Origin of the sequence: Actibacterium mucosum KCTC 23349 (assembly GCF_000647975.1) — a bacterium.
Taxonomy (GTDB): domain Bacteria; phylum Pseudomonadota; class Alphaproteobacteria; order Rhodobacterales; family Rhodobacteraceae; genus Actibacterium; species Actibacterium mucosum.
Genome location: NZ_JFKE01000007.1, coordinates 68,990 through 81,370 on the forward strand (window position 1 = coordinate 68,990; position 12,381 = coordinate 81,370).

Annotated in this window: 11 protein-coding genes; 8 read left to right on the plus strand and 3 right to left on the minus strand. The window is 61.1% G+C overall.

Annotated elements, in window-relative coordinates; genetic code table 11:
- Window positions 1-6: 6 nt before the first annotated feature.
- The 3 genes from ACMU_RS15475 to ACMU_RS15485 all read right to left on the minus strand — a co-directional run bounded on the left by ACMU_RS15475 (window position 7) and on the right by ACMU_RS15485 (window position 4,009).
- Window positions 7-552, minus strand: coding sequence for a hypothetical protein (locus ACMU_RS15475; RefSeq protein ID WP_035261277.1), 546 nt, complete (start codon window positions 550-552; stop codon window positions 7-9).
- Window positions 545-2,704, minus strand: coding sequence for a phosphoribosylformylglycinamidine synthase subunit PurL (purL, locus tag ACMU_RS15480; protein ID WP_035261281.1), 2,160 nt, complete (start codon window positions 2,702-2,704; stop codon window positions 545-547). Before purL ends, ACMU_RS15475 begins: the two co-directional genes overlap by 8 nt.
- A gap of 399 nt (window positions 2,705-3,103) precedes the next feature.
- Window positions 3,104-4,009 carry a LysR family transcriptional regulator gene (locus ACMU_RS15485; RefSeq protein WP_035261284.1) on the minus strand — a complete coding sequence of 302 codons (906 nt, stop codon included), beginning with the start codon at window positions 4,007-4,009 and terminating at the stop codon, window positions 3,104-3,106.
- 145 nt (window positions 4,010-4,154) lie between these two features.
- On the opposite strand from ACMU_RS15485, the gene ACMU_RS15490 reads away from it, so the two are divergent.
- The 8 genes from ACMU_RS15490 to ACMU_RS19530 all read left to right on the plus strand — a co-directional run bounded on the left by ACMU_RS15490 (window position 4,155) and on the right by ACMU_RS19530 (window position 12,362).
- Complete coding sequence (locus ACMU_RS15490; protein WP_035261285.1) at window positions 4,155-7,577, plus strand: indolepyruvate ferredoxin oxidoreductase family protein; 3,423 nt, start codon at window positions 4,155-4,157, stop codon at window positions 7,575-7,577.
- Window positions 7,578-7,678: 101 nt separating this feature from the next.
- Window positions 7,679-8,554 carry a lysophospholipid acyltransferase family protein gene (locus ACMU_RS15495; RefSeq protein WP_035261288.1) on the plus strand — a complete coding sequence of 292 codons (876 nt, stop codon included), beginning with the start codon at window positions 7,679-7,681 and terminating at the stop codon, window positions 8,552-8,554.
- A complete protein-coding gene (locus ACMU_RS15500; protein ID WP_035261290.1) occupies window positions 8,554-9,366 on the plus strand; it encodes a glutamate racemase in 813 nt (270 codons plus the stop codon). The genes ACMU_RS15495 and ACMU_RS15500 overlap by 1 nt, the downstream gene beginning before the upstream one ends.
- A gap of 51 nt (window positions 9,367-9,417) precedes the next feature.
- On the plus strand, window positions 9,418-10,446 hold the full coding sequence (gene argC / locus ACMU_RS15505; RefSeq protein ID WP_035261291.1) for an N-acetyl-gamma-glutamyl-phosphate reductase: 1,029 nt from the start codon (window positions 9,418-9,420) through the stop codon (window positions 10,444-10,446).
- Between the two features lie 77 nt (window positions 10,447-10,523).
- Window positions 10,524-10,976 (plus strand): cytochrome c maturation protein CcmE, encoded by a 453-nt coding sequence (ccmE, locus tag ACMU_RS15510; RefSeq protein ID WP_035261293.1) that lies wholly within the window; start codon window positions 10,524-10,526, stop codon window positions 10,974-10,976.
- A gap of 80 nt (window positions 10,977-11,056) precedes the next feature.
- Window positions 11,057-11,668, plus strand: coding sequence for a holin-associated N-acetylmuramidase (locus ACMU_RS15515; RefSeq protein WP_035261296.1), 612 nt, complete (start codon window positions 11,057-11,059; stop codon window positions 11,666-11,668).
- Window positions 11,659-12,198, plus strand: coding sequence for a holin family protein (locus ACMU_RS15520; RefSeq protein WP_035261298.1), 540 nt, complete (start codon window positions 11,659-11,661; stop codon window positions 12,196-12,198). The genes ACMU_RS15515 and ACMU_RS15520 overlap by 10 nt, the downstream gene beginning before the upstream one ends.
- Window positions 12,195-12,362 (plus strand): hypothetical protein, encoded by a 168-nt coding sequence (locus tag ACMU_RS19530; protein ID WP_161635691.1) that lies wholly within the window; start codon window positions 12,195-12,197, stop codon window positions 12,360-12,362. The genes ACMU_RS15520 and ACMU_RS19530 overlap by 4 nt, the downstream gene beginning before the upstream one ends.
- The last annotated feature ends 19 nt before the right edge of the window (window positions 12,363-12,381 follow it).

Consider the following 12,381-nt stretch of genomic DNA (forward strand, 5'->3'; position numbering starts at 1 on the left):
CTGAATTTATGTGGCCTGCGCGTCGGCTGCAAGCGTCTGTGCGACATCCGGGGGCAGGTTTTTTGCCAACCCTCTGAGCCAGATGCGCGCCTTTTCGGGGCGCAGGTGGGGCAAGGCCGCGCGCGCTTTCACGGCATCAGCGGGCAGGGTCAGGGCCGTCAGCAGGTCTTGCCGCCGCTGTTCCTCGGCTGCGGGCAGGGGCAGATTTTCGGCGGTTTTCAGCAACAGAAGCGCCTCATGCACCCGTAGCATCAGCCCAAAGGCGCGTGTCATGTCGTTCATGACCTGCGCGCCGGCCCGCCAATCTTCGTCGAAGAGCCCCGTCACACGTTGACCCGCGCCGTGGCAATCAAACCGCACACAACCCTCGTAACCCTTCTGTGAAAGGTCATGGTGGATGGTGCACAGATTGTCATCACCCAGATGACGGCAAGGCCGCCCGGCGGGTTTGTCTTCGGCAAAATACGCGCCTTTGTCGAAATGCAAAGCCACGCAGCACAGACCGACGCAGCGGGTGCAATCCGCGGTCAGGCTGGGCAGGTCGTCAGCCAATGGCGGTCTCGAACGCGGTACGGTAAAGCGCAGACAGTTCCGCCAGCGGGGCGGCTGCGTCGCCCAGTTGCACCGCGTCGCCGCCAAAACGGCCAACGGTGACAATGGGAACGTCGGCCTGACCCGCTGCGACCATCAGGGCTTCGGCCTGATCAAAGCTGCACGCCACCAGATAACGCGCCTGATCCTCGCCAAAGAGCGCCTCCATCGTGCCATCGTCCAGATGAACGCCAATCCCGGCGGCCCCGGCCATTTCAAATGCTGCCAGCGCCAGACCGCCATCCGCCAGATCGCTGCACGCGCCGATCAGCGCGCGATTGTCTCGGATAAACGTGCCGTTGCGCAGTTCGTGATCCAGGTTCACCGCCGGCGCATCGCCGTCTTCGCGGTTGAAAACCTCGGCCAACAAGGCGGATTGGCCCAGATGGGTACCAACCTCGCCCACCAGAATGGCAACGTCGCCGTCTTTGGGCAGGCCGCTGATAGAATCTTCGAGGTTCGACAGCAGGCCAACCGCACCAATTGTTGGGGTTGGCAGGATCGCCTCGCCATCAGTTTCGTTGTACAGCGACACGTTGCCCGACACGATGGGCACGTCCAATGCCGCAACTGCGGCGCCGATACCTTGGATCGCGCCGACGAATTGGCCCATGATCTGCGGCTTCTCCGGGTTGCCGAAATTCAGGTTGTCGGTCGTGGCAAGCGGCAGGGCACCGACGGCAGACAGGTTGCGATACGCCTCGGCCACGGCTTGCTTGCCGCCCTCAACAGGGTTGGCTTTCACGTATCGGGGCGTAACGTCCGAGGTAAAGGCCAATGCCTTGTCGGTGCCATGAACGCGCACAATGCCCGCACCCAGACCAGGGGTGCGCACCGTGTCGCCCATCACCTGGCTGTCATATTGTTCGTAAACCCATTGTTTTGCGGCATAGCTGGGCGAGGACAACAGCGCCTTCAACCCGTCAATCGGATCAACCGCCGGGACGTCGGCAAGAGGTTCCGCAGCAGGTGTTGCGACCCAAGGGCGGTCATATTCCGGCGCGGTAGAGCTGAGTTTTGACAGAGGCAGATCCGCCATGATCGCGCCGTTATGTTCGATCAGGAACCGGTCTTCGGCGATGGTCTCGCCGACAATGGCAAAGTCGAGGTCCCATTTCTGAAACACGGCGCGGGCTTCGGCCTCTTTCTCGGGGCGCAGGACCATCAGCATGCGTTCCTGGCTTTCCGACAGCATCATTTCATAGGCGGTCATGTTGGTTTCGCGCTGCGGCACGTTTTCCAGCACCAGCTTGACGCCCAGCCCGCCCTTGTCGCCCATTTCCACCGCAGAACAGGTCAGCCCGGCTGCCCCCATATCCTGAATGGAAATCACCGCGCCGGTCGCCATCAGCTCCAGCGTCGCCTCCATCAGGCGCTTTTCGGTGAAGGGGTCGCCAACCTGCACGGTGGGGCGTTTTTCTTCAATGGTATCATCGAATTCGGCGCTGGCCATGGTGGCGCCGCCGACACCGTCACGGCCGGTTTTGGCGCCCAAGTAGACCACGGGCATGCCCACGCCAGAGGCGGCGGAGTAAAAGATCTTGTCGGTATCGGCCAGTCCGGCTGCAAAGGCGTTCACAAGACAGTTGCCGTTGTAGGCGGGATGGAACCGAACCTCGCCGCCCACGGTGGGCACGCCGAAACAGTTGCCATAGCCGCCAACGCCTTCGACCACACCGTTGACCAATTGCCGGGTTTTGGGATGATCGGGGGCGCCAAAGCTGAGCGCGTTCATCGCCGCGATGGGACGCGCCCCCATGGTAAAGACGTCGCGCAGGATGCCGCCCACACCGGTCGCCGCGCCCTGATAGGGCTCGATATAGCTGGGGTGGTTGTGGCTTTCCATTTTGAAAACAACGGCTTGGCCGTCGCCAATGTCGACGATGCCAGCGTTTTCACCGGGGCCGCAGATTACTTGCGGGCCGTCGGTGGGAAGAGTGCGCAGCCATTTCTTCGACGATTTGTAGGAACAATGTTCGTTCCACATCGCCGAGAAGATGCCCAGTTCGGTAAAGGTCGGTTCGCGGTTCAGCAGGCGCAGGATCTCTTGATATTCTTCAGCGTTCAGCCCGTGTGCTTCGATCAGCGCTTCGTCGATCTGCGGTTCCTGCATGCCGTTCCCCCGAAATTGCGTTGCGCGCCTTCTATGGGATGCGGGCAGCAAGGAAAAGGCCTTTGTTAGAACCGTAGGAACAAAGGTCAATATGCGGGTTTTTGGGTAGTCGAATTGGACAAGGTTGACACGGTTTGCCCCGGCGATAACCGCCACAGCCGAATGTTTAAGGTCTTTTTACAAGTTTCCGCTACGTCACCCGTATCAATTTTAAACTTTTTGGTTAGTTTTTGCGGAAGCCAAAAAAAAGGCCGAGACAAAGCTCGGCCGAAGTCCAACAGGGAGGTAAAGAGGCGAACACGTCGCCGTCTTCACCTTGTCACTTATTTGTGCAGACGCGCTGTTTCAAGAAAAATCGGCGACATTTGAGTCATAGCCGGTATGATTGTTGCGCATAGCTCACACGTCGCGCTGTGCTTTCATGCGGCGGCGATGTTCAAAAATCTCTTCGGTTACAAAGTCGCGAAAGGCCGCGACACGCTTGGATTGGCGCAACTCTTCGGGGTAGGCGAGGAAGGCCGGCACCTCGTTGCTTTCGACCTCGGGCAGGACGCGGACGAGGTTGGGGAAGTCTTCGGTCAGGTAGTCGGGCAGCACGCCGATCCCCAGATCATGAAGAACACCTTGCAGCACCCCAAAGTAGTTGTTCACCGTCAGGGTCGAGGCCACGTCATGCGTCAGCAACTCCTGAACCAGCGCGGCGCCGGCGTTGACCTGGGCCGATGTGGTGTTCTGACAGATCAGGCGGTGATCATGCAGATCAGGCATGGTTTCCGGTGTTCCCGCGGCCTCCAGATAAGCCTGCGTTGCATAGAGGCGCATGCGCACCGTCATCAGTCGGCGGCGGACAAGATCGGCCTGGCTGGGCTCTTTCAGGCGGATGGCCACGTCAGCCTCGCGCATGGGCAAGTCCAGCACGCGTTCCTCAAGCATCAGGTCGATCTTGAGGTTGGGGTATTTCTCGTAAAGCTTGGGCAGGCGCGGGGCCAGCCACAGCGTGCCAAAGCCGAAGGTGGTGGTGACGCGAAGTTGGCCGAACACCTCTTCCTCGCTGTCGCGAATACGCGCGGCGGCGGTGTCGAGGCGTTTGACCATGGCCGAGGTGGCGTCAAACAGCAACTCGCCCTGTTCGGTCAGAATCAGGCCGCGGGCGTGACGGTGGAACAGGGTTGTATCAAGGCTTTCTTCCAAGGCGCGAATCTGCCGAGACACCGCCGATTGTGACAGATGCAGCACGTCACCGGCATGTGTCAGGCTGCCCGCGTCGGCGACAGCGTGAAATATTCTTAGCTTATCCCAGTCCATTTCGTTTTCCAAAATTGCATATCAGCCTTGTTATGGCAACATAGCTGCTATCTTTGAATTTACTGTTCACAAAAGCTCTTGTGGGCTTTGTAGGTCATAAGTTGTGACCTATTATGGGGGCCAGATATCGACAGGGGAGGTCCAGATGACTCGGCAGGATGTGACACTTCATGATCGCTTTGACCTGGCAAAAGAGAACGTGCTGTTGAACGGCACGCAGGCGCTTGTGCGCCTTATGCTGATGCAGGCCGCGCGCGACAAGGCCGCAGGGCACAATACGGCCGGTTACGTGACAGGATATCGCGGCTCGCCGCTGGGTGCGGTCGATTTGCAGATGAGCCGCGCAAAAAATGAGCTGTCGGCGTCTGACATCACCTTTCAGCCGGGCCTGAACGAGGATCTGGCCGCCACCGCAGTTTGGGGCACGCAGCAGGCCGGGCTGCGCGGGGATGGCAAGTTCGATGGCGTGTTTTCGTTGTGGTACGGCAAAGGGCCGGGTGTGGACCGGTCGGGCGACGTGATGCGCCATGCCAATATGGCCGGCACCGCGCCGTTGGGCGGGGTTCTGATGGCGATGGGGGATGACCATGTGGGCGAAAGCTCCACCACCTGTCACCAATCCGACTGGGCGCTGGTGGATGCCTATATGCCGATCGTCTCGCCCGCCGGGGTGCAGGAAATTTTGGATTTTGGCCTCTATGGCTGGGCGCTGAGCCGGTTTGCCGGGGTCTGGTGCGGGCTGAAGACGATGAAGGACACGGTCGAGGCGACGGCGGTGGTTGATGGCCGCATCGACCGGATGCAGTTCGTGACGCCCGCCTTCGACATGCCCGATGGCGGGTTGAACATACGGCTGATCGACCATTGGGTGCCGCAGGAACAGCGGATGATCGATTACAAGCGGTTCGCGGCCGAGGCGTTCAGCCATGCCAACAAGATGGACAAGCGCATTTGGGGCAAGCCGGGGGCCAAGATCGGGTTCGTTGCGGCGGGCAAGAACTGGCTGGATCTGACCCATGCGCTGAGCCTGCTGAATATCGACGCGTCCGAGGCCGAGCGGCTGGGCATCACCACCTATAAGGTTGGGCAGGTCTGGCCGCTGGATATGAAAGGGTTTCACGATTGGGCCGAGGGGCTGGACCTGATTGTGGTGGTCGAGGAAAAGCGCAAGCTGATCGAGGTGCAGGTGAAAGAAAGCATCTTTGATGACCGGCGTGGGCGGCGGGTCTATGGCTGGTACCGCGAGGACGAGGAACTGTTCCCGACCCGCGGCGCGCTGGACCCGATCATGGTGGCCCAGAAGCTGGGCGCGATCCTGATCGACGAGGGCCGCGCCACAGACGGCATCAAGGCCGGAATGGCCGCCGTGGCCGAGGCGCAGCGGGCCGATAATGCCGAAGATATCGCCAGCCGTGTGCCCTATTTCTGCTCGGGCTGCCCGCATAACAGCTCGACCAAGCTGCCCGAAGGCAGCCGCGCCTATGCCGGGATCGGCTGTCATATCATGGCCACGTGGATGGATCGCGAAACCATCGGGTTCACCCATATGGGCGGCGAGGGCGCAAACTGGGTGGGCGAGGCGCCGTTTTCAACCACCGACCACGTGTTTCAGAACCTCGGCGATGGCACCTATAACCACTCGGGCCTGTTGGCGATCCGCGCGGCTTTGGCCGCAGGCACGAACATCACCTACAAGATCCTTTACAACGATGCCGTGGCCATGACCGGCGGGCAAACCAACGAGGGCGACCTGTCGCCCCAGCGCATCGCGGCCGAACTGCTGGCGATGGGGGTGGGCGAGGTGCATCTGGTGCACGACCCCAAGGAAGAGCTGGACCTGTCCAGTTTCCCCGCCGGTGTCATCAAACATGTGCGCGACGACCTGCCCCGCGTTCAGGAAGACATCCGCAAGGTCAAAGGTGTGTCGGCCATCATTTACGTGCAGACCTGTGCCGCCGAAAAACGCCGCCGGCGCAAGCGCGGCAATTTCCCCGACCCTGACCGGCGGGTCTTTATCAACACCGATATCTGCGAGGGCTGCGGCGATTGCGGGGTACAGTCGAACTGTGTGTCGATTGTCCCGGTGGAAACCGAACTGGGCCGCAAACGCGCGATTGATCAATCCAGCTGCAACAAGGATTTCAGCTGTCTCAAAGGGTTCTGCCCCTCCTTTGTCACGGTCGAGGGCGGGCAGATCCGCAAACCGGCGCCCGCGGCGCTGGATATCCCGGACCTGCCGCAGCCAACCCTGCCCACGATCACCGGCACCCACAACGTGGTGATCACCGGGGTGGGCGGCACCGGCGTGGTGACCATCGGTGCGGTGCTGGCGATGGCGGCGCATCTGGATGGCAAAGGCGCCGGCCTGATGGAGATGGCCGGGCTGGCGCAAAAAGGCGGCGCGGTGCATATCCATTGCCGCATCGCCAATGATCCGGCCGATATCTCGGCCATCCGCGTGGCAACCGGCGAGGCACATGCGGTGATCGGCGGCGATCTGGTGGTGACGGCGGGCGCCAAGACGCTGGGCCTGATGACCACGGGCGCCACCGGCGCGGTGGTCAACAGCCACGAGATCATCACCGGCGCCTTCACCCGCAATACCGAGTTCCGCATCCCCAGCGACCGGCTGCAGCTGCAATTGCAGGCCCGGCTGGGCGAGGGGCTGTCGATGTTCGATGCCTCGGAACTGGCGCGGGCGCTGATGGGCGACTCGATTTATTCCAACACGATGTTGATGGGCGCGGCCTGGCAGATGGGCCTGATCCCCCTGACCGAAGACGCGATCCTGCGCGCCATCGAATTGAACGGCGCGGCAGTGGACCGCAACCAACGCGCCTTTCAACTGGGGCGATGGGCCGCCGTATATCCCGGCGAGGCGAAGAAGGCCGCAAGGACTGATGAGCCGTCGAGCAAAGTGGGACCTGCCCTAACCGAAAGCGACCTTGAGCAGAAGATTGCCTATCGCGCCGACCGGCTGGTGGCCTACCAAAACGCCGCGCTATCCATGAAATTCCGCGCCCTTGTGGACCCGATTACCGACAAAGACCTGAAACTGGCCGTGGCCGAGGGGTATTACAAACTGCTGGCCTACAAGGACGAATACGAGGTGGCGCGCCTGCATCTGGATACGCGCGCCAAGGCCGAAGAGATGTTCGAGGGCGACCTGACGCTGAAGGCGCAACTGGCCCCGCCGATGCTGGGCGGCACCGACGCCAACGGCCGCCCGAAAAAACGCGAATTTGGACCGTGGGTCTGGACTTTGTTCAAATTTCTGTCGCGAATGAAGGGGTTACGGGGCACGGCGTTTGACCCGTTCGGGCGCACGCAAGAACGGCGAATGGAACGTGCCCTGATTGCGCAGTTCGAAGGTGACATGGCGCGCCTGTTGCCGACGATCACCCCGAACACACGCGACACGATGATCGAACTGGCCCGCCTGCCGCTTTCGATCCGGGGCTATGGCCCGGTGAAGGCCGCGAACGAGGCAAAGGCAGCCAAAACCCGCGAAGCGTTGCTGTCCACGATCGCGGCAGGCGGTCCACCGGTGCAACACGCGGCTGAATGACCCCTCGCACGGGGCGGCTGCATCTGGCATACTGGCTTTCCACCGGCCACGCTTTGCTGTAAGGCGCGGCCAATTGAGATGTAAGTACAGGCAGTCCGGGAATGGGGCACCGCGAAGCCACGCGCGATATCAGCTATGCCAGCTCGGCCAGCTCAAAAAGCGGCCGGGCCCTCATTCGTGTGGTCGAGAACGCCACCGGACGTCTGCGGCTGATCAAACGCGCCGAAGGGTACGAAAACGAGGTGGCGCTAGGGCGTGACTTTTGGGACATCATGGTGGAACGCTATGGGCTGAGCCTGGAGGTGATTGCCGGGTCGATGTCCAACATCCCTGCCAATGGCCCGCTGATCCTGATCGCAAACCATCCGTACGGCATTCTGGACGGCCTGATCATGGGCCATATCCTGAAAAAGATACGCGGCGATTTCCGCATCATGGCCCATCACGTGTTCCGCAAGGCTGAAGAGCTGAACAGGATCATCCTGCCGATCAGCTTTGACGAAACGCGCGAGGCGATGCAGCTGAATATCGATACCCGGAAAACCGCGCTGAGCTATCTGGCACAGGGCGGGGCGATCGGGATTTTCCCCGGCGGCACCGTGTCCACGTCGCAAAAGCTGTTCTCAACCCCGATGGACCCCGGCTGGCGCAGTTTCACGGCGCGGATGGTGGCGAAATCAAAGGCCACGGTGGTTCCGATCTATTTCGAAGGGCATAACTCGCGCCTGTTCCAACTGGCCAGCCATCTGCATTCGACATTACGGGTGGCGCTTCTGATCAAAGAGTTCAAATCGCGGGTGGACGAGCCGGTGCGCATCGCAATTGGCGAACCGATCCCGCAGGGCGAGCTGAACAAACATGCCGGTGACGCGAAAGCAATGATGGATTTCCTGCGCAAAGCGACGTATGACCTGTCGCCAACCCCCCTGAATTCCCACGATTACGGGTTCGAGTTCGAAGAGAAGCACCGCGTCTGATGGCAGTTGGCATTTTTGATTCCGGTTTGGGCGGCCTGACCGTCTGGGACGCGGCAAGCAAGCGCTTGCCGGATGTGCCGTTTGTCTATTACGGCGACAATTCGCACACGCCGTATGGGGTGCGCGACCCCGAAGATATCTTTCAACTGACCACTCAAGGGGTGGAGCGCCTGTGGGAAGCCGGATGCGACTTGGTGATCTTGGCGTGCAACACCGCCTCGGCCGCGGCGCTGAAACGCATGCAGGATGGCTGGATCCCCGAGGAAAAGCGGGTGCTGGGGGTGTTCGTGCCGCTGATCGAGGCGCTGACCGAGCGGCAATGGGGCGATAACAGCCCCCCGCGCGAGGTTGCGGTGAAACATGTGGCCCTGTTTGCCACACCCGCCACCGTGTCCAGCCGGGCTTTTCAGCGCGAGCTGGCGTTCCGCGCCGTGGGCGTGGATGTCGAGGCGCAGCCCTGCGGCGGTCTGGTGGACGCCATTGAAGATGGTGACGAGATCCTGGCCGAAGCTTTGGTGCGCAGCCATGTCGAGGCCCTGATGCGGCGCATGCCCGAGCCCGAGGCCGCGATCCTGGGCTGTACTCATTACCCGCTGATGGAGGAAAAGTTCCAGACCGCGCTGGGTGAGGGCGTCAAGGTCTATAGCCAGGCATCGCTGGTGGCTGAAAGCCTGGCCGATTACCTGGACCGTCACCCCGATATGGTGGGCGATGGCAAGGTGCGGCTGAACCTGACCACCGGTGATCCGGCCCGCGTGTCGGACAAGGCCACGCAGTTCTTGCGACGACGAATCGAGTTCCACGCGGCCTGATGCCGACCCCATCGATTCCACGGATTTCCCTGTCAGAACAGGACATTAGACATGAGCTTTAATATCGCCATCCTTGGCGCCTCGGGCTATACCGGGGCCGAGCTGATCCGGCTGATCGCCGGACATCCCGACATGAATATCGCCGCGCTGGCCGCCGAACGTAAGGCCGGTATGGAGATGGCGCAGGTGTTTCCGCATCTGCGGCATCTGGACCTGCCGACGCTGGTCAAGATCGATCAGATCGATTTCTCGACTATCGACCTGACCTTTTGCGCGCTGCCGCATGTGACCAGCCAGCAGGTGATCCCGAACCTGCCTGCGGATATGAAAATCGTCGATCTGAGCGCCGATTTCCGGCTGCGCGACCCGGCGGCTTATGAGAAATGGTACGGCAAGCCCCATGACGCGGTGGAGCTGCAGAAAGAGGCCGTTTACGGGCTGACCGAGTTCTATCGCGATGACATCAAGGCGGCACGGTTTGTCGCCGGCACAGGCTGCAACGCGGCCACGGGGCAATATGCGCTGGTGCCGCTGATCAAGGCGGGGGTCATTGATCTGGACGAGATCGTGATTGACCTGAAGGCCGCCGTGTCAGGCGCGGGGCGGTCGTTGAAGGAAAACCTGCTGCATGCGGAGCTGTCCGAGGGGTATCACGCCTATGCGGTGGGCGGCACGCATCGGCATCTGGGTGAGTTCGATCAGGAATTCTCGGCCCTTGCCGGGCGGCCCGTACAGGTGCAGTTCACCCCGCATCTGATCCCTGCCAACCGGGGCATTCTGGCCACGGTTTATGTGCGCGGCGAGGCCGAAGAAATTCACAAGACCCTTGCGCAAGCCTATGAAAACGAAGCTTTCCTTGAGGTTCTACCCTTTGGTGAAGTGCCCAGCACACGGCACATCCGCGGCTCGAACTTTTGCCATATCGGCGTGGTTGGCGACCGGATCGCCGGCCGGGCCATGGTGGTGGCGGTGCTGGACAATCTGACCAAGGGTTCATCTGGTCAGGCGTTGCAGAATGCCAACCTGATGCTGGGCCTGCCCGAGGATGCGGGCCTGATGCTGGCGCCAGTCTTTCCGTAAAACCTGCGTCATTTCCGCCGTGTCCCCTCGTCGGGGCCGGCGGATCGGGTTATATGGGGAAAATCAGGGGGTGATTGATGCGCGGACTAAAGAAACAACGTCGGATGCAAATCGTGGGGCTGGCCTTGGCCTCGGTCGTGGCGGTGATGGCATTGCTGGCTTTTCTGCCGGATGACGCGTTTCAGCTGTTCCGGTCGCCCAGCGAACTGACCGAGAAACCGCCGCGCCCGGGTGAAGTGTTCAAGCTGGGCGGGTTGGTGGCCGAAGGCTCGGTTGTGCCGGGGCAAGGCAACCACTTCTCGTTTGTCATCACCGATGGCGGGGCCGAGGTCGCGGTGAACTATGTCGGCAACGACGTGCGGCCGAACCTGTTTTCTGAGGGGCAAGGTACAATCGCCACCGGAAAATACGTGAACGGTGTATTTGAAGCCACTGAAATTCTTGCGAAACATGACGAAGAGTACATGCCCCGCGAGGTGGTGGACGCGCTGAAGGAGCGTGGCGTGTTCAAGGAAGCGGACGGTAGCTGAAGCCACCATTAACGGGTTCTGAACCACCCTTTCCCTAGCAGGCAAAGCCGCAGGCGCGGCGCAGCAAGGGAAAAGGTTCGATGAAATCTGTCCAGGAAATTGCCAGGGAAATTGTCGCCCGCGAGGGCGGCTATGTGAACGATCCCGATGACCCCGGCGGGCCAACGAAACATGGCGTGACCTTGGGAACGGTTCGGCGACTGGGTGTGGATGTCACCGGCGATGGCCGGTCCGATCTGGCGGATGTCAAAGCTCTGACCCGCCGGCAGGCCGCCGAGATTTACGTAAAACACTATTTCCACGATCCCAAGATCGACCAGCTGCCAAAAGCGCTGCAAGCGTCGGTTTTTGACATGTATGTCAATGCCGGCGCAAACGCAGTGCGGATTTTACAGCGCCTTCTCAATGATATGGGGCATCTTGTTGATGTTGACGGGGTGATTGGTCCGAAAACCGCGATGGCGGCCGAAGCCGCGGCATTGGCCGCACCGGATCACCTTGCCGACGCTTATGGGATCGCGCGGCGCAATTATTACTATCGTATTGCGGACAGTCGCCCGGCCAGCCGCAAATACGCCCGCCGACGGGACGGCGGCAAAGGGGGATGGATCAAACGGGCCGAAGAGTTCATCTCGGTACGCTATCACCTGTCCGAGGCCGAACATGCAGCACGGGTGGCGGCATGGGGATGATCGAACGGGTTTTCGGGTTTCTGTTCGGCAGCGGCGGAAACGTAATCAAGGACACCGCCGAAGTTTTCTTCGAGAATGCCGAGGCCGGGGCGGCGCGCGATGCGCAGATAAAGCAAGCGGTGATGGCGCAATTCGCGGCCGAGTTCAGTGCCGCAACCAAGCCCGGCCTGTTTGACCGTTTGATCGACGCGTTGAACCGGTTGCCGCGTCCGGCGCTGGCTTTGGGGACGCTGGGATTGTTCGTTTCGGCCATGACCGACCCGATCTGGTTCGCCGAGCGCATGCAGGGCATCGCCTTGGTGCCAGAGCCACTGTGGTGGCTGATGGGGGCCATTATCTCGTTCTATTTCGGTGCGCGGCATCAGGCGAAAAGCCAAGCGTTTCAACGCTCTATCGCCGAGACCGTGGCCCGCACACCTGTCGTGGCCAACAATCTGCACGCGTTGAATGCGCTGGAGGAAGGCGCGGCGCAGATTGAGGGCACCACCGGCGATAATCCGGCTTTGGAAGACTGGAGGAACGGCGCATGATCGGATTGGCAATCTTCCCGTTGCTGGCAGCGCTGACGGCCGGATTGTCGGCGGTCACTCTTTGGCACGAAGGATACAGCCGGGACAAACCCGAGATGATCGGATTGGCGGTTCTGGCCTCGGCCACGTTGTTGCAATGCATCCTGCAACCGCCGCTCATTTAATCACGCAACTGTGGCCCCG

Bases quoted from the DNA above. Each gene is read 5' to 3' on its own strand.
- argC (WP_035261291.1), top strand. From the start codon at position 9,418: ATGAGCTTTAATATCGCCATCCTTGGCGCCTCGGGCTATACCGGGGCC.
- ACMU_RS15490 (WP_035261285.1), top strand. From the start codon at position 4,155: ATGACTCGGCAGGATGTGACACTTCATGATCGCTTTGACCTGGCAAAA.
- ACMU_RS15495 (WP_035261288.1), top strand. From the start codon at position 7,679: ATGGGGCACCGCGAAGCCACGCGCGATATCAGCTATGCCAGCTCGGCC.
- ACMU_RS15515 (WP_035261296.1), top strand. From the start codon at position 11,057: ATGAAATCTGTCCAGGAAATTGCCAGGGAAATTGTCGCCCGCGAGGGC.
- ACMU_RS15520 (WP_035261298.1), top strand. From the start codon at position 11,659: ATGGGGATGATCGAACGGGTTTTCGGGTTTCTGTTCGGCAGCGGCGGA.
- ACMU_RS15485 (WP_035261284.1), bottom strand. From the start codon at position 4,009: ATGGACTGGGATAAGCTAAGAATATTTCACGCTGTCGCCGACGCGGGC.
- ACMU_RS15500 (WP_035261290.1), top strand. From the start codon at position 8,554: ATGGCAGTTGGCATTTTTGATTCCGGTTTGGGCGGCCTGACCGTCTGG.
- purL (WP_035261281.1), bottom strand. From the start codon at position 2,704: ATGCAGGAACCGCAGATCGACGAAGCGCTGATCGAAGCACACGGGCTG.
- ACMU_RS19530 (WP_161635691.1), top strand. From the start codon at position 12,195: ATGATCGGATTGGCAATCTTCCCGTTGCTGGCAGCGCTGACGGCCGGA.
- ccmE (WP_035261293.1), top strand. From the start codon at position 10,524: ATGCGCGGACTAAAGAAACAACGTCGGATGCAAATCGTGGGGCTGGCC.